The sequence below is a fragment of the Calothrix sp. NIES-2100 genome, assembly GCF_963875285.1.
In the GTDB taxonomy this organism is placed as follows: domain Bacteria; phylum Cyanobacteriota; class Cyanobacteriia; order Cyanobacteriales; family Nostocaceae; genus Aulosira.
Window position 1 is genome coordinate 5,854,167 of sequence record NZ_CAWNLA010000001.1, and the last position, 17,481, is coordinate 5,871,647.

The following is a 17,481-nucleotide window of genomic DNA, read 5'->3' on the forward strand; positions in this document are numbered from 1 at the left end:
TTGTTATTGGTCATTGGTCATTGGTCATTGGTCATTGGTCATTGGTCAAAGTTAATTACTTTTGACTATGGCCTATTACCTTCATCCTTGAGTAAAGCATCTGCGATCGCTTCTGAGATCGGGAGTTGCAAATCTCGCTCCAGCATTCCCCATTCCCCTGTCGGGTTCACTTCCAAAAAGACGTATGCTCCAGATGGTGTTTGAATCAAGTCAAATGCCCCAAATATTAAGCCAAATTTTGCCATAAAAGCTTGAAGACGCTGGATAATTTCCTCAGGGAGTTCATGGTTTAGCCATACACAAGTCTCTGATGTCCCCCGTCGCCAATCAACTGTCGATGCATTATATTTTGATGCATCTAGTGCGCCGACAAAAACATTCCCATCCACATACACCACTCGCAGTTCTTGCTGTTTGGGAATTTGTTCTTGAAAAACCATTGGACAATAACGCAGTGTTCCCAAATCTGCTAAGTCTTCCTCTTTGACAACGCTGGTGTAAAGAAAGAAAGAGGAACCTTCCATACTATAGGAAAGAGGTGTCAATAGCTTTGTTACCATTTTTCCATCCGCCTGAGCAAAAAACTCTCGTACTTCCTCAGGTTTATTAGTAACAAGAGTTTGCGGAATCTCCAGCCCAACCTCAGAAGCTACTCGCAGTTGGCGTAGCTTGTTTTCTGCAGCGCTGATGCGTTGCAAGTTATCCACCCAACGCACATGTTGGAGGCTATCCCAGAAACCATCCAAAGTTGCTAGTGATTCGCGGATGCAGGCTTGTTGGAATTGGGGAGCTAATTCTTGGCTCAGCTGGGGTGGCCAAATTCGCCGCATCCATACAGCTTGTACTTGTTCTGTACTAATTGACACATCGCCAAATTCTAGTCGGTGACTAGTTCCATTATTGCCCAGATGAGCTTGGAGTTGAATTGCGATCGGAAATTGATCGGTATTCAGGCGAAACGGTTTTACACCTCTTCTAGATAGAGCTGCTGCAACTCTATCGATAGTGAAGTAGTCACCACTGTGGGTGAGTAATAAAACAACATCACGCGACAGTTGCATACAACATCTAACCAGATTTTATTTTTTGACTACCCGCGACATTCAGCACCAGGCATACTTAGCAGATGCAAAATGTCAGAAAAAATGTCTGACGAAGTGATACTAATCCAGGTTCTTTGATGTAATTTCCAATTGTCGTAGGGGCGGGGTCTCCCCCATTGGTGTCAACTTAAGCTCAAACGCTTATTCCACATGCATTTTACCCCACCCCTCAATCCCCTCCCCGTTTACGGGGAGGGGAGGTTTTGCGTCAGCAAAGCCGGGGTGGGGTAACGCGGATCTTGATGGTAGGCGATTTAATTCAAAATTACGTCTTGATCAGGGTTTGGCGTTAAGTTGACACGTATGGGTCTCCCCGCCCTGACCAGGTTTCTTAAGCTATTGTATCTATAGTTACAACATTATCGTCACCATCTGATGGATATTTTTGTGTGACAGCAACCTCATCACTATCAGAAGGATACTTTTTAGTGACACCACCGCCATCTTCTTGATCGGAAGGATATTTGAGGGTTTGTGCTAGATCTTTGAATTTATTAGTAACACAACCGCTCTCTTCTTGATCGGAGGGATACTTCTTTGTATATAAAGTAGTGCCGCCTCCGACTGCTGAAGATTCTTCTTCAGATAAATCTTCGCAATATTGCCCTTCAAGATAGCGAGCAAAGAATGGTACTGCTGGTGAATCTAAATCTTCTAACTTGATATCCGACATAAATTTCCTCTTTTGGTTAGTTAGTAATGTAATTGAGCAGAGTTTGTAAAAATATAGACAAATCTACAATTTTACTTTTCCAGGGGTAAACCTGAAAGGGATTACTCTTCATCCCTCTATTCCCTCATTAAAATCATCAGGAATTGCTTTTTTTGAAAATGGTTTCCTTCTGCCTCCTGCCTTCTAACCTGGAGCGTTTCTTGGTCAAAATTCTCTGCAAGATATCAGAATCCAAACCCCGAATGCCTAAATAATGAAAATGTCTTTGTATGTAAGATTTGGCGCACCAGATAATTGGGCAAACTGTACTTGTTTTTGACTGCCGTTACCATCACGATCAAAGAACAAATCACCTGTTTTGTTGTTATAAATAAATCGGTCACTAGCATCAGAGGCTGATGTTCCGAGGGTGAATTGCTCTTCTTTGAGTATGCCTAGAGTAAGTCCGCTAGCAACACCTTTAGTAAATCCGCTGCCAATACCTTTAGTAACTCCGCTGCCAATTTCTTGAATCAATCCGTTGTCAATGTCTTTCGTAAATCCGTCACCAACGGCATAAAAAAGTCCGTCACTAAAGCCAGAACGGGAAACTTGAATCTGATCGCCTTCATTGCTGTTAAAGTCTGCGATCGCATCAACTCCGCTATACTCATCGTAGAAGACAAATTTATCTGCTCCTTTACCTCCCGTCAGAACATCTTGATCAGAATCGGAAATTGGCGGTTCTATTGGCAAAATCTTCTTCGTTAAATCCAATTCCAGATTATCTGCGCTGACGACTTTTGCAGTTATATTAGCAGTCTTACCTGTCGATACAGCAACTGCCGCTACAGAGATACCAGTGCTGCCTGCAATCGGTGTATCGACTGCCGCTACAGATGTATCAGTGCTGTTTAAAATCGGTGTATCGACGTACGACCAAAAAAATGTTTGATTACTACCTACGATAGTATCGTTACCGTCACCGCCATCAATTTGATCCTTACTACTGCCACCGTCAAGATAGTCGTTACCGCTTTCGCCATATATATTGTCGTTGCCGCTACCGCCATATATACTGTCGTTACCGCTACCGCCATATAGACTGTCGTTGGCATCTTCTCCGTATATAATGTCGTTACCGCTACCGCCTTTTATTGTATCGTTCCCTCCCACAGTATAGGGATAGGGAGAGATAGCATTTAAATAAGAGTAGGAGTAGTTGTTTCCAGAGTCGCCATAGATAACGTCGTCATTACTACCACCCTCAATATAGTCATTGCCACCGCCACCATAAATATAGTCGTTGCCAGTGCCACCATAAATCCGGTCGTCGCCCCAGGTAACAGATGGGTAAGGTTTAGACAAGCTACTATCAAAAGATGCTTGTGTTGTGTCTAAAGTAGCAGTATTTGCTACTGAAGCTGTATCTAGCGTTAAATATGGCGGATAATAGTAGATAGAATCACCATACAGAAAGTCATTGCCGCTACTACCATATACACGGTCATTACCGTTACCACCATACACATAATCATCTCCAGCCCCAGCGAAGAGAAAATCATTTCCCTCCTCACCGTAAATTTGGTCAGAACCACCACGCCAAGCTATAACGTAGTCATCTCCGCCTCTGGCTAAAATTAAATCGTTATTGCGAGTGTCGGTAAGATAGTCAGACTCAGAAGTACCTTCAATCAGGTATAAGGGGCGGAAATATGGGTATTTGACTGGAGTTTTACCTGTGGAGTAGGATTCAACTACACCTGTTACGGAAGTAGTTGTACCTGTTATGGAAACATTTGTAAATTTTGATTCCGAACCATTTGGAACTACTGTTTGAGACGATGGTGGTGGTTCAGGAAGTAAGTTTTTTATCTCCTCCTCAGACTTAGAGCTCAGCGAAGTTGCATCAGATTTTTCAGTTCGGGTCTCTATCCCAGAGTTGACTAATTGTTGGTCTTCGGGAGACAATTCAACTAGATTTGGAAGTAGATTTGGAGATGCCATGATTTATTTGCTCCTGATATTTGGTCGCAATTAAGGTTCTACCTATCACCTGATGTGACGGTATTAAAATCAAGGTTTTATATATAAAACTCAAACACCTAAAACCTAATCCCCATAAAAAACACAGCCTATAATAATATTTTATTTATAATTCGAGTCCTAAATGTATTTTGTAGAACCGCAATTAATTGCCCAAAATTGGAACTGAAAAAATGAGCAGTAAAAATCGAAAAATGTGGTATTTATTGTTAAATAAGGATTTTTATCTCCTATTTTATTAGGGAAAACTTGAGCTTGCTATATTCGCTGAGTAACATCATCAACTAATCTAAATTAAACACCTGTATAGCCAATTTGTGTAGCCATTTTGGCTAGTATTTAGTTTTTTTATGGTTGTGACACCTCTAATTTTGAAAAATGATTTTGACAGATGAATTCATAAAGCCCTTACAGGATGTTTAAGAAGTGTCTTATAGCACATAAAATTCTGATATTACCCAACCGAACCCCTTGATATTAAGACGTGAGTTCGATGCACATTATTTTAACCTCATCCCCAGCCCCTATCTTGTTAGGAGAGGGTAGCGAAAAGCCTAATTTTTCATTACTCCTCTCTCCTTGTAGGAAAGGGAGTTTGGCTGAGTGAGGTTTGTCGAATTCACGTTAAAACGGGGCTTTAAGAGACTCTTTCCGCTCCAATGCACTAGGGAGTATTAGATATTTTGGGTAACAAATATAGTTTTGAAAACATCTTGTTACGATAGAAGGCGAATCTCAATCCAAAATCCCAAATCGTATAACTACAATTATTTTTTTCACCTGTCATTATCTACAGAAAAAGAAAAAAACAGGGCTTACACCAAGGTAAGCCCTGTTGAGAGTTATCAAACTCTTAATTGGATATATTATATGCTGCTATTGAGCTTTTGCAGATGCAGGTTTTACTTCTACTTTAACGCTCTTGACACCTTTTTGTTCTTTCACTAAAGGTTCAATTTTCTTGATGTCAGCCTGAGTCGGAACTGTTCCGGTGACTGTAACAACACCATCTTTGTCTTCAACTACTAACTTGCTACCAGGAATTTTTTCTGATAACTTGCCGAGAATTGCACTTTTAGCAGTACTATCAGTAGTAGTTTTAGCAGTGGTTTTGGTATTTGCAGCAGTTTCTTTGACTGCGGTTTTGCCAGTTTCAGTGGTAGTTTTAGCAGTGGTTTTGGTATTCGCAGATGCTTCTTTTGCTGGTTGGCTGGCTTCATTGGTGGTGCTTGGAGTTTCTGCATTTTTTGACTCTTGGCAACCAACTGCACCAATTACTAGAATACTGCTGACTAACAATGGGATGAGCTTTTTCATATCAATCTCCGAATTGATTACTTGAAGCGATTAATTGATTTGTCTGTCATGTTGAGGAGCGAATGTTAAAAAACAATTAAAATTACACAGGTGATTGAACTCTGAAATTTCGAGCACTTCTTCAGGGACGGATATTTGAGCCAATGAAAGAAGCATCGATTCCATTTCAGTTACGGCTACTGATGAGTCAGACTTTGCCTGCACTTGATAGTTCTCTTTTGGTTGAACGCAAACCCCAAATAGGTTTTTTCAAGGTAGGCTATATTAGTGTCTCAACAGACATTAGATGATATCAGATTTACGGAAATTTGGCACATCATCCTTGAAAATTTTAACGATCGATAATTGCTGATTTGTCAGTTGTCAGTTGTCATTTGTCCCCTCTGCTCCAGGTCGCCGAGCGGAGCAGAGGCGCTACCTCCTCATCCCCCGCCTGTATTTTCGAGATGACAGGGGGAATTGCGCCTATCTTGTTCGGTTATACGACTGTCACCAGGAGGCAAATGACTATAACCTCGTAAGTAAGTAGTGAAATGCCTCACTTAGTCGCTGTAAGTTGCTCTTCAATCTAGGGGTGAAAACTTGTGTACGAATGGATATTGCCAAGTCTGAGGGAAATTTTAGCTGAAAGTCAGTCAACCGTGGCTGAATGTTCATCAGCAAAAGCAGAGTGGCAGTGGCGCATTAGCTTAGCAGCAACTGAACAATTGCTCATCAATACTTTAGCAACTGCTGCATCTGATGCCATCCAAGGATTAGTTTTAGCTGCACCAGCACCCCTGTTTAGCCCAGCAACACTAACTCAAAGCTTACAAACGGTAACATTCACGGCAAAGCCTTTTAACCCTTTGGCGCTGATGCCATTTGAAATGCCCGCATCTGAGGAAAAGGTAGAGGAACCTGCGCTTCATGAATCAGTGCTGCCTTTACTGCCTGCCGATCCTCTAGGCACAGAGAAATTTTGCTTAGTTTTTACAGATAAATTTAGATTAGTATTAGTTTTAGCAGAACACAACAGCCAAACAACATTTTCATTTTCTTTTGAGCCAGAGGTAGTAGAAAAGGCTTGGCGTGCTTTAGGGGCGCGTGTGATGCTGACTAACCCAGATTTTTGCACTGATTTGGATGCATTAGTACAAAAATATGCACCTGTGGCTCCAGATTACCGCACTGTTATGCAGTTTAGCCAGTTGTTGCTGCAAGCATTAGCACCCGAACCAGATAAAGAGAGTATCTCGTCGGCTTCTCCTCCTGTCTCCCAACCTTCAACACCTTCTTCCCGTCCCGATGTAGAATTACTCCAGGCTTTTGCCCATGAAGTGCGGACTCCGTTGACTACCATTCGCACGATGACTCGCTTACTGCTGAAACGACGAGATTTACCTGCCAATGTCATCAGTCGTTTAGAAGTGATTGACCACGAGTGTACTGAGCAAATTGACCGGATGGAGTTGCTATTTAAAGCCGCAGAATTAGAAACTTCTAACTTGGGAAAATCTGCTCACACCCAACTAACACCAATGTCTCTCGATCAAGTCTTGCAGCAGAGTATTCCACGTTGGCAACAATCTGCAAATCGACGGCATTTAACTTTGGATGTGGTTTTACCCCAACAACTACCAACTGTTGTCAGTAATCCGACGATGTTAGACCGGGTACTGACTAATTTGATTGAAAATTTTACCCGCAGTTTACCTGCTGGTAGCCATATTCAAGTTCAAGTGATCCCGGCAGGAGATCAATTAAAGTTACAATTATCACCCCAACCCCAGTGCGAAGATCGGAGTAAAGCGACAACACCAACACCACCGATTCGCAAAGCTTTGGGTCAATTGCTGATGTTCCAACCAGAAACGGGTACAATTAGTCTCAACATTGCAGCAACTAAGCATTTGTTTCAAGCAATTGGTGGCAAGCTGATTGTGCGTCAGCGTCCGCAATATGGGGAAGTGTTGACTATTTTCTTACCATTGGAAGTTAGTGCGAAGCAATGGTAACGAAAAATTACAAAGGTGCGTAGATCCCCGACTTCTTTAAGAAGTCGGGGATCTGAGGCTATTGATTTTTACTTGATGCGATGTCTACGACAAGCCAATCCGCGCCTACGCCTTGTGAATTGATACGATGATCTTGCTAGGGAATGCGATCGCCCCTCAACCGCAATTACCCTAATCTAACTCTCGTCGCCCTTCCAAAGCCCTAGCCAAAGTCACCTCATCAGCGTACTCTAAATCCCCACCCACAGGCAAACCAAAGGCAATCCGCGTCACCTTAGTAAATGGTTTCAATAGCTGACCAATATATAGCGTCGTGGTTTCCCCTTCCACACTGGGACTAATAGCCAAAATAACTTCCTGGGGTTTTTGTTGACTCACCCGGCGCACTAAAGCTTGAACAGTCAACTGTTCTGGGCCAATACCATCCATTGGCGAAATCACCCCACCCAAAACGTGATACTTACCTTTGTACTCACGGGTTTTTTCCAATGCAATCACATCACGGGAATCTGCTACCACACAAATAGTATTAATATCACGGTTAGGATTGCGGCAGATTTCACAAACTGGTTCAGCAGATAAATGAAAGCAGACAGAACACAAGCCCACTTGTTTTTTAGCATCAATCAGCGCTTGTGCCAAAGCCTCTACTTCTGTTTCTGGTCGCTTCAAAATATGCAAAGCCAAGCGCTGGGCTGACTTAGGCCCCACTCCCGGTAGGCGTTGCAATTGCTCAATTAACCGTGCTAAAGGACGTGCGTAAACCGTGGCTTTATCTCCAGAATGTTTTTACCTTAACTATGATGACATTGTTACAAAATTTTGGATGGATAATTGCCCGAATTGCGTAGATGCATAGCGGTGAGGGGGTCGCAATCTACAGCCCTTCTGGCATCCTTCGGCGGGCGGTTCCCGTCGATTGCGAAGCGCGTAGCGTTAGCGACGTTAGGAGCGTCACCCTCGAACCCGTTCGACGAAGTCGTTCCCGAAGGGTAGGGCTTGTCGTAGACATCGCCTAATTCCCATATATTTATATTGCCATAGTTGTATTTTTTACTTAAATATCCTATCAGTAGGGTATTTTTTGAATGGAATCTTCTACTTAAATTAATATATTGGGAGATTATTAAGATATGTCAAATTTTCTCAATTTTAGTGATATTCAAAGCCATTGGGCAGAAAAATGTATCAGAGAATTAGCAAAGCGCGAAGTGATTAACGGCTATCCCAATGGTACATTTCTCCCAGAAAAGACAATTACTCGTGCTGAAGCTGCGGCCATTTTAATGAACGCTTTTTCTACTCTACCTGCAAGGCGAAATCCGATTAAATTTTCGGATGTTTCACCGAATTTCTGGGCAGAACAAGCAATTGAATTTGCTAGTGCTAGAGAATTTTTCCAAGGTTATCCTGATGGCACTTTTAAACCCAATGAATTATTACCAAGGGTGCAAGCAATAACTATTTTGGTAAAAGGGGTAAATTTTAAGTTAGTGCAAAGCCCTGATGCAATTCTGGCAGAATATTTAGATGATGCGAAAGAAATTCCTGATTATGCTAAAGCCGCAATCGCAACTGCTTGTCAAAACTTTCTCGCTGTCAATTATCCGAATGTTAGAAGGCTACGTCCCAATCAATCAATTACTAGAGGCGAATTTGCGGCTTTAATTTGTCAAGCTTTGGTTATGTGGAATTTAGTGCCATCAAAATATGTAGTTGGCAGCGATATATTTAAAATTCAGCCGCAGTTTGATGCAGTAGAACCTTTTTCTGATGGTGTAGCTTGGGTGCAAATTGGCAATAAATGGGGTGTAATCGATAAAACTGGAAAAATAATTATAGCCCCGCAATATTATGAGCATTATCCGTTTTCTTATGGGTTAGGATTAGTAACTATTGGCGGTAAGTATCGCTATATAGACAAGACAGGTAAAATAGCGATCGCACAAAATTTCGATAAGGCTTTTCCTTTTTATGAAGATTTAGCCGCGATTATAGTTGATGGCAAGATAGGCTATATTAATACCACAGGTAAAATTGTCATTAAACCCCAATTTGATTCTCCAAGAGGTTTATTCGGTTTTGCAAATTTCTCTGAAGGTTTAGCAGCAGTTGGCTATGAAGAAAAAGTTGGTTTTATTGATAAAAATGCTAAATTTATCATTAAGCCGCAATTTTTCTGGGCTGATGCTTTTTCTAATGGTGTAGCATTTGCTTCAACAGGTTCAGTTTTTGGTTTTATTGATAAATCAGGTAAATTTACTGATGTAGAGAAATTAGATACAGTAGATGTCAGCAGCCCTTTTTATGATGGATTGGCAAGATTTCCAGTCAACGGTGGTTATGTTTTTATTAATAAAACTGGCAAAAAGGCATTTCCTATAATATTTCCCTATGCCTCAAATTTTTCTGAAGGTTTAGCAGTAGTATCTATAAATGATAAAAGACAGTTTATTGATACAAATGGTAAATTTGTTCTGCAAAATAAATTTGATTCAGTATCAGAATTTCATGATGGTGTTGCCTGGGTTAGCATTGGTGAGAAACAGAGTTATATTAATTTCAATGGTAATTTGTTAATTAAACCCCGCTATTTTGCGAATGTTGATGCTTTTTCGGAAGGTTTAGCTGGGGTATTTGTAGGTGGTCAATTGAATTCACAAAATTTTATCGGTAAATGGGGTTATGTTGCTAAAGCAAAATAACATCTTAAAATAATTCGTAATTCGTAATTCGTAATTACAGCAATTTTCAGGTAAATAAACCACAAACAAACCTCTCTCCTAAGAGGTTGTTTGGAAAATGGCAAATTTTACTTAAGACCTCTCTCCAAACTTCTCTCCTGGAAGGAGAGAGGCTTTGAAACCCCCATTCCCTCGCAGGGAAGGGGGGCTGGGGGGTTAGGTTTCCAAAGTTTTTGGGTAATAAACAATACTTTTCAAGCATCCTCTAAGAGGAGAGAGGCTTTGATTTTCTCCCCAAGGCTAGTAGGGAAGAGGCTGGAGGTTAGGTCTTTTCATTGTGGTCTAAATACATGAAAACTTTAGTAACGACACAAATGACTTTCCCTTGATCCAGAGTTTGTAGGGGCGGGTTCAGCGATATTTTCAAGAATGATTTATCATATCTGTAAACCCGCCCCTACTGCTTGCGAGAAATGCGGGTTGGGCAATTTAAAAGTAATTTGGACAACAAAATAAAAATGGGTATGGAACACCATACCCATCGATTTCACAAATTTTCAATCAGTGATTATAGCTGTGGCGCATACTGAGGTTTCTCAGGTACGTCGGTGTATTCAGCCACAATTTGACGGAATTCAGCGCCGTCAATGGTTTCTTTTTCAATGAGTAGATCGACTAAGCGATCGGTGACGCTACGATTGTCACGAATAATTTTCTTGGCTGTTTGATAACAGTCTTCGACGATCGCTCTGACTTGACCATCAATCCGAGATGCAATAGATTCAGAATACTCAGATCTGGTTGTCCAGTCACGGCCTAAGAACACTTCACCCTGTTGGCTTTCCAAGGACAAGGGGCCTAAATCTGACATCCCAAACCGGGTGACCATTTGTCTCGCCATTCCCGACAACTGTTGTAAGTCGCCACCAGCACCAGTGGTAACTTCAGCAGCGCCAAAAATTACTTCTTCGGCGGCGCGTCCACCTAAAGCACCAGTAATCCGCGCTTTTAGTTGAGAACGGGAAATTAAACCCTGTTCTTCGTTGGGAGTAAACCAAGTTAAACCCTGTGCTTGTCCACGAGGAATGAGGGTGACTTTTTGTACTGGGTCATGGTCTTTTAACAGTGTTCCCACTAAGGCGTGTCCGATTTCGTGGTAAGCAATTAAGCGCTTGCTCTTGCTGTCAACTAAGGGAGTACCTTCCATCCCTGCAACTACCCGATCCACAGCATCATCAATTTCGCTGAGGGTAATTCCTTCTTTGCGTCTTCTGGCGGTGAGAATTGCAGCTTCGTTGAGCAAGTTAGCTAAATCTGCACCAGTAAATCCAGGAGTGCGGCGTGCGATCGCATCTAAGGATACACTGGGGTCTAATTTCTTATTCCGGGCGTGGACTTGTAAGATTTCCAAACGTCCTTTGATGTCTGGTGCATCCACGGTTACTTGGCGGTCAAAGCGTCCGGGACGTAACAATGCTGAGTCTAATACGTCGGGACGGTTGGTGGCAGCAATAATAATGATGCCTGTGTTACCTTCAAAACCATCCATTTCGGTCAGTAGTTGGTTGAGAGTTTGCTCTCTTTCGTCGTTACCACCACCGATACCAGCACCCCGCTGTCTACCTACAGCGTCAATTTCATCGATAAAGATGATACAAGGAGCGTTGTCTTTGGCTTTTTTGAACAAATCGCGGACACGGGACGCACCCACACCTACGAACATTTCCACGAATTCCGAACCGGAAATACTGAAGAAAGGTACACCAGCTTCCCCGGCGATCGCTTTTGCTAGTAAAGTTTTACCAGTTCCGGGAGGCCCTACTAGCAGCACACCTTTAGGAATGCGCGCACCTACAGCAGTAAATCTTTCTGGCTGTTTGAGGAAGGTGACAACTTCTTGTAGTTCCTCTTTAGCTTCTTCAATACCTGCTACGTCGTCAAATTTCACCCCGGTTTTGGCTTCCATTTGAAAACGCGCTTTAGATTTGCCAAAGTTCATCGCTTGACCGGGGCCCCCTGGAAGGTTGCTAGAGCGACGGAACAAAAAGAACAATCCGGTAATCAATAAAATTGGGAAAACTAAATTGCCCAACAAACCCCAGATAGCACCATCATTGCGCATCGGATGGGCATCAAAACTAATTCCTTTTTCCTTCAGCTTGCTGATTAACTCAGGCGCGTTCACAGGTAAATCTACCCGCCACCGTTGGACACGATTTTCGATGTCTTGATCCACGGCTTCGACAATTGCTGTTCTGCCGCCTTCGTAAAGATCTACACTACTGACGCGATTAGCGTCCAAATATTCCAGAAAGCGACCATAAGTCATGCGGGTATTGGCAGCATTTTTCGTCATATCAGCCGGCGCACTAGCAAATGCCCCTTGCCAAAAGAAAAAGCCAATTACCAAAGCAGGCAATGTCCAAAGTAGTAGGACTTTCCAAGAAAATTTCATCTTTATCTGCCTCTAGATGCCAATAAAACTCATCAGCTGTAGCAACCAAATGATGCAATCATCCTTTTCATTTCAGGATGAGAGTGGAGTAAAAACTATAAAATTTTTCAACCTAACTTACCCTGCAAGCAGCGCTACCGTTTGGTGACACTGCCCAAAGGGCTTTTAATCTGGGAATTCAAAACTTTTTGTCATCATCCATCCTTTATTGGTTGCTAATTCGCTGTGAAACGGATCTTGATCAATCCATTTTGCTTAATTCTGATGTTTTGCGTGCATCGCTATGGCAGCTCTAAGGTCATTACAGCAAATCCCTAACGACAACACGAATCTTAATTAAAGTTAACTTAATTTTAATACAATATTACACCACAAAAGCAACCAGAATTGAGAAAAGTCAAGATGAGGAAGCATTCTCAAAGCCTGCTTCCTGAATCATTGGCGTTTCTCTACTCCTCTATCCTATTGTGGATGCCCGATTTTGGATGCTGAAATCCTCTCGCTGAGGTTGATGTATTTGAAGTGACAAACATCGCGCCTACAACCAAGCAAAAAAATCCCTAATCCATGACCCATGACCACTTGGACTCAATCTCGACTTCGCGGTAGTTTCGACTTCTCTGCGAGACGCTACGCGAACGCTCAACTACCGCGAAGCCAAAACTCGATTATCGCGAAGCCAAAGCGATGCCCAATGCCTCATGCCCTTATTTCACTTCTGTAATTTGGAGAGTGTAAGGAAAATACTGGCCTTTAACATAGGAACCAACCCAAATCTGGTAAGTTCCTGGAAGCCATTCACCAACCATGCCAGGATTTTTACCATCAAACTCGTCATTGCACCATGTACCACCAGGCCCCTTGATGATGATCGTAGTATCTTCAGGACTTTGTACTTGCAGCTTCAAGTAGTCAAATTTACTAGTTAATTCCAATTTATGGTCTGGTGTTTCATCCACAAATCCAGTACAGGGGCCAGTGGGAGTGTCTGGTCGCTTCGCCACTTGATTCCCAGAGACTGATCCGCCACTCATACCCCGAACAGTAAAGGGATCTGGAGAAAAATTCTTGCCAATATTGACATCTGCAAATATGGGTGGCGTTTGTTGAGTATCCGCTCTGGTGTTAGTTGTCGATGTGACGATGAGTGTAAATATCAACAACGATAATCTTATCCCTTTATTGAACGCTCTTTTCGGCATTTTAATTACATGGTTATCTAAGTGGAGATTAAGACATTAATTTTACACATCAAGTTCCCAAAAATAGAAGAATTAACTAGGTTGTCAGTTGTCAGTTGTCAGTTGTCAGTTGTCATTTGTCAACAGGTAGACCTTTTGCAAAACTATTTTTCCAAAAGAGGGGAAAGGGAAAAGGTGCAAGGGAAAAGCTTTTTTCTTACCCATTTGCCCTTTACGCCTTAACCTTTTTCCCACTTCCGCAAGAAGTCTAGTCAACAGTCAACAGTCAACGGTCAACACTCAACAGTTTCCCTCATCTCCAGTCGCCAATTTGCCACAATTGTTCTGCTTGCTCTTATTATCAACAGAGGCGCACCTAGGTACGCCTCTCAAAATCTAAAATATTTCCAAAGACTTTTAGTCTGTCCCAAAAGATTTGATAGGTTCGTAGTCAGTACTTTAGTGCTTTATAATTCAGGACTAAAATCCTGACTACGAATTGATTCTTGCCTCAAAATTAATGCGATAAACTATTGAAGCTAACTACCAGCTGCTATAGCTTTACTTAAGCGTGATCGATCTAAACCAATTTGGTTGAGTAGTAACCAAGATTGAATCAGGTCAGGGCCATGAACATCTCCAGTTAAGCCAGATCGGAGCGATCGCATTACTAATCCTTTCTTGACATTTTGCGCTTTTACCACCTGCTTAATAATTTCCTGAGCGCTGGCTTCCTCTAATTGCGCTTGATTTTCTAAAGCTGTGAGAATATTTTGGAGCGCAGCCGCAGAACCTTCTTGCTGCAATTGTTTCACTGCTTCTTCGCTAAATTCTACTGTATCGTTAAAAAACAGTTGGCTCTGCTCTACCGCATCTTTGAGGCGAGTTAAGCTAGGGCCAATTAAAGCTACTAGTTTTTCTAACCAAGGGCGATCTCGTCCACTATCAAATTTAAAGCCTGCTTCTTCCCAATAAGGGATGAGTAAATCTGTCAGCTTGTCTACTGGGGTACTGTGGATGTACTGACTGTTTAACCAATCTAATTTTGCCCAATCAAACTTTGCACCTGCTTTATTAACACGCTCAAAGCTGAATTCTTTGGCTGCTGTTTCTAAGGTAAATATTTCCTGAGTGGAGTCTGGTGGAGACCAACCCAACAAAGTCATGTAATTAACTAAACCTTCAGAAGTAAAGCCTAATTTTTGAAAGTCGGAAATCGAAGTCACGCCATCTCTCTTAGATAGTTTGCGCCCTTCCATATTCAAAATTAGCGGTGAGTGGGCAAATTCTGGGATTTTTGCCCCCAAAGCTTCGTACAAGAGAATTTGCTTAGCTGTATTGGCTATGTGGTCTTCACCCCGGATGATATGGGTGATTTGCATATCTATGTCATCAACCACAACAACAAAGTTGTACAGTGGTTGACCAACACCTGCTTCGGAAGCGCGGGCGATCACCATATCACCACCTAAATCGCTACCTCGCCAAGACATTTTACCTCTGACTAAGTCATGCCATATAATCTCGCGCTCATCTTCGATTTTGAAGCGAATCACAAAGCTACGCCCCTCAGCTTTGAAAGCCGCTTCTTGTTCTGGGGTAAGATTGCGGTGACGGTTATCATAACGCGGTGCTTCCCCTTTAGCTTTTTGCGCTTCCCGTAAAGCTTCTAGTTCTTCAGAAGTGGTATAACAGCGATAAGCTAACCCTTGCTCCAACAGCTTTTCTACTGCTTGTTTATAGAGATCCAGGCGTTGAGATTGAAAAAATGGCCCCTCATCCCAGTTCAGACCTAACCAGCGCAGTCCTGACAGAATATTTTCGGTGTATTCGGGACGCGATCGCTCTAGGTCTGTGTCTTCAATGCGCAAAATAAATGTCCCACCGTGGTGACGGGCAAATAACCAGTTAAATACAGCCGTTCTAGCTGTACCAATATGTAAGTTTCCCGTGGGACTGGGAGCAATACGAACTCTAACTGTCACAGTTCTTTCTCTCTTTCTCAAAGCATGATCACTATAACAAGTGCTGAGTTTTGGGCGATCGCTAAATAGGGTAGACTTTGAAAATCAATTTACCTAACCCGGATCTACTCAGGACTCTTACTCATCTACTTTAACGGGACTGACGGGGCTCGAACCCGCAACTTCCGCCGTGACAGGGCGGTGCTCTAACCAATTGAACTACAGTCCCTTGATTGCCTTCACTTGGCAACTTTGTTATTATTTACCTTTTTTTTGGGGTTGTCAAGTATCTCAAAGAGAAAAATTTTTAGCAGGTATTGGGCATGGGGCATTGGGCATTGGGCATGGCGAAGAGATGGGGGACTCGGATCTCCCTCTGGGGATTGGGGGTGGATGGGGGGGGAGAGGGGAGATGGGGAAGAAAACTCCCTTGTCTCCCTTGTCCCCCTTGTCCCCCTTGTCCCCCCTGCTCCCCTGCCCCCCTGCCCCTCATCCCGAAACACTTGATACTACAGCCTGTAGCTGTGATGCTAGATGCTGCTGGATCTGGGATTGCATTTGCTTATACTGTTGCTTTAATATGCTTTTGCCCAACTGGGCTTGAGAAGAATGTGGTAAGCTTTGACTCTGTTTTACCCAAGTGTTCAAGAGTTGCCGCTCAGTGGGATCAATGTAACTGCTGATTACGCTGATACAAGAATGAGGCGGTTCAAGACTAAATAAAATCAAAGGGTAACGTTCATTTTTTGCTAAGGAAGTTACCAAGCGATGATTTTCCGGGTTTTGCATATCTAAGTAGCAAGGTAGCCACTTAGGGGTAAGTATCCGATTATATAAGACAGTCAGCCACAGTAGCATGGGATGAGGGGAACTGATGAACAAAAACTTGTTATAACGTAAAGAACGAGTATATTTTTTGATTTCTGGTGTGGACAACATCAGCCACAGTGATGCTACAGAGCCTTGTTCAGTATTTAGAAGTTGGGGAAAGACAATTTCTTGAATTGGTTTTTTCTCAGGCCAGGTAAGTTTCCAGCAGGCTTGTTCTACAGCTATAGGTAACTCAGAGTTATTGGGCGATTCTGGTGGGCGATTACTGGGTACTTGCGCTCTGTGGATAGTTGACGGTAAGCCCAGATAATGCGATCGCTCGATATTCTCCAAGACTTGCAGCAGTTGCGCCATGTTTTGAGGGCGATCGCTGGCTTTTTTTGCCAAACAAGCCATTACTAAGTCATTTAATTCTCTTGGTAATTCCAAATCAGGCTTGACTTGGGCGATCGCTCTTGGTGCTTGAAAGTGATGTGCTTTATACCAAGCACCAAAGTGATCTGTTTCTGGTTGCCAAGGTTTTTCACCTGTTAGCATTTCAAACATCATCACCCCTAGGCTATAAATATCAGAGCGGCTATCTAATTTTTCTCCCTCTAGCTGTTCTGGTGAACAATAAGGCAATGTGCCGTGAACTCCCTTATTTGTACTGTTAGTTACGGCATAATTTAAAAATTTAGCAATGCCAAAATCTAGGATTTTTACTAACTGACCCAATATCGGATCGGGAATAACTAATATATTAGCTGGCTTGATATCTTTATGAATTAGCGGATAAATATTGCCATCAATGTTTATACCTTGATGGGCACATTGTAAGCCCAAACAAATCTGACGTATCAAAGTCATAAACATTGGCACATTCACAGGAATTAATTCTTTTAAGGATTTTCCTGATAAATATTCCATGACGTAAAAGGGGTGACCTTTTTCACTTACGCCATAATCATATGCCCTAACTATATGTATACTTTTTTGACTCAAAGCTGCACTCATCAATGCTTCTCTGACAAAATCCTTTTGCATCTTCGCTTCGTCAAGAGTGTGCGCCAGGAATTTGATTGCAACTGGTGTTCCTCCTAGCAACATATCATGTGCTAGAAACACTTTGCCCATGCCTCCATTGCCAATTAACTTTATCACTTGATAACGATTGGCCAGTAAACCTGTATTTTTTGGAGATGCAAAGGAGCTTTTATCCACTTTTACAACCTCTAAATCCTCCCGAATTTTAACGGATTTTTAAATTTC

Annotated in this window: 11 protein-coding genes and 1 tRNA gene; 2 read left to right on the plus strand and 10 right to left on the minus strand. The window is 42.3% G+C overall.

The annotated features are described in order from the left end of the window. Positions 1-65: 65 nt before the first annotated feature. From AACU32_RS23785 to AACU32_RS23800, 4 genes are all read right to left on the minus strand, one after another. Positions 66-1,061 (minus strand): MvdC family ATP-grasp ribosomal peptide maturase, encoded by a 996-nt coding sequence (locus AACU32_RS23785; RefSeq protein ID WP_096603687.1) that lies wholly within the window; start codon positions 1,059-1,061, stop codon positions 66-68. Positions 1,062-1,434: 373 nt separating this feature from the next. After that, a complete protein-coding gene (locus tag AACU32_RS23790; protein WP_096603688.1) occupies positions 1,435-1,776 on the minus strand; it encodes a microviridin/marinostatin family tricyclic proteinase inhibitor in 342 nt (113 codons plus the stop codon). A gap of 246 nt (positions 1,777-2,022) precedes the next feature. Continuing rightward, positions 2,023-3,762 (minus strand): calcium-binding protein, encoded by a 1,740-nt coding sequence (locus tag AACU32_RS23795; protein WP_096603689.1) that lies wholly within the window; start codon positions 3,760-3,762, stop codon positions 2,023-2,025. A gap of 915 nt (positions 3,763-4,677) precedes the next feature. Continuing rightward, entirely contained in the window at positions 4,678-5,118 is a 441-nt protein-coding gene (locus AACU32_RS23800; protein WP_096603690.1) for a BON domain-containing protein, read from the minus strand. Between the two features lie 584 nt (positions 5,119-5,702). On the opposite strand from AACU32_RS23800, the gene AACU32_RS23805 reads away from it, so the two are divergent. Continuing rightward, a complete protein-coding gene (locus AACU32_RS23805) occupies positions 5,703-7,115 on the plus strand; it encodes a sensor histidine kinase (protein WP_096603691.1) in 1,413 nt (470 codons plus the stop codon). Between the two features lie 171 nt (positions 7,116-7,286). On the opposite strand, the gene recR is transcribed toward AACU32_RS23805, so the two are convergent. Continuing rightward, positions 7,287-7,844: a recombination mediator RecR gene (gene recR, locus AACU32_RS23810; RefSeq protein WP_242045537.1), complete on the minus strand. Its 558-nt coding sequence runs from the start codon at positions 7,842-7,844 to the stop codon at positions 7,287-7,289. Between the two features lie 404 nt (positions 7,845-8,248). On the opposite strand from recR, the gene AACU32_RS23815 reads away from it, so the two are divergent. Continuing rightward, positions 8,249-9,820, plus strand: a complete 1,572-nt coding sequence (locus tag AACU32_RS23815) for a WG repeat-containing protein (RefSeq protein ID WP_096603693.1) — start codon at positions 8,249-8,251, stop codon at positions 9,818-9,820. 547 nt (positions 9,821-10,367) lie between these two features. Here AACU32_RS23815 and ftsH2 read toward each other — a convergent pair. The 5 genes from ftsH2 to AACU32_RS23840 form a co-directional block, all read right to left on the minus strand. Then, entirely contained in the window at positions 10,368-12,254 is a 1,887-nt protein-coding gene (gene ftsH2, locus AACU32_RS23820; RefSeq protein ID WP_096603694.1) for an ATP-dependent zinc metalloprotease FtsH2, read from the minus strand. Positions 12,255-12,961: 707 nt separating this feature from the next. Beyond that, positions 12,962-13,456, minus strand: coding sequence for a hypothetical protein (locus AACU32_RS23825; protein WP_096603695.1), 495 nt, complete (start codon positions 13,454-13,456; stop codon positions 12,962-12,964). Between the two features lie 518 nt (positions 13,457-13,974). Next, positions 13,975-15,420 (minus strand): glutamate--tRNA ligase, encoded by a 1,446-nt coding sequence (gene gltX, locus AACU32_RS23830; protein WP_096603696.1) that lies wholly within the window; start codon positions 15,418-15,420, stop codon positions 13,975-13,977. A gap of 134 nt (positions 15,421-15,554) precedes the next feature. Then, positions 15,555-15,628, minus strand: a tRNA-Asp gene (locus AACU32_RS23835). A gap of 260 nt (positions 15,629-15,888) precedes the next feature. Then, positions 15,889-17,433 (minus strand): serine/threonine protein kinase, encoded by a 1,545-nt coding sequence (locus tag AACU32_RS23840; RefSeq protein WP_096603698.1) that lies wholly within the window; start codon positions 17,431-17,433, stop codon positions 15,889-15,891. Positions 17,434-17,481: the final 48 nt, after the last annotated feature.

Excerpts from the sequence above, each read along its gene's own strand:
- AACU32_RS23785 (WP_096603687.1), bottom strand. The coding sequence starts at position 1,061 with ATGCAACTGTCGCGTGATGTTGTTTTATTACTCACCCACAGTGGTGAC.
- AACU32_RS23790 (WP_096603688.1), bottom strand. The coding sequence starts at position 1,776 with ATGTCGGATATCAAGTTAGAAGATTTAGATTCACCAGCAGTACCATTC.
- AACU32_RS23795 (WP_096603689.1), bottom strand. The coding sequence starts at position 3,762 with ATGGCATCTCCAAATCTACTTCCAAATCTAGTTGAATTGTCTCCCGAA.
- AACU32_RS23800 (WP_096603690.1), bottom strand. The coding sequence starts at position 5,118 with ATGAAAAAGCTCATCCCATTGTTAGTCAGCAGTATTCTAGTAATTGGT.
- AACU32_RS23815 (WP_096603693.1), top strand. The coding sequence starts at position 8,249 with ATGTCAAATTTTCTCAATTTTAGTGATATTCAAAGCCATTGGGCAGAA.
- ftsH2 (WP_096603694.1), bottom strand. The coding sequence starts at position 12,254 with ATGAAATTTTCTTGGAAAGTCCTACTACTTTGGACATTGCCTGCTTTG.
- AACU32_RS23825 (WP_096603695.1), bottom strand. The coding sequence starts at position 13,456 with ATGCCGAAAAGAGCGTTCAATAAAGGGATAAGATTATCGTTGTTGATA.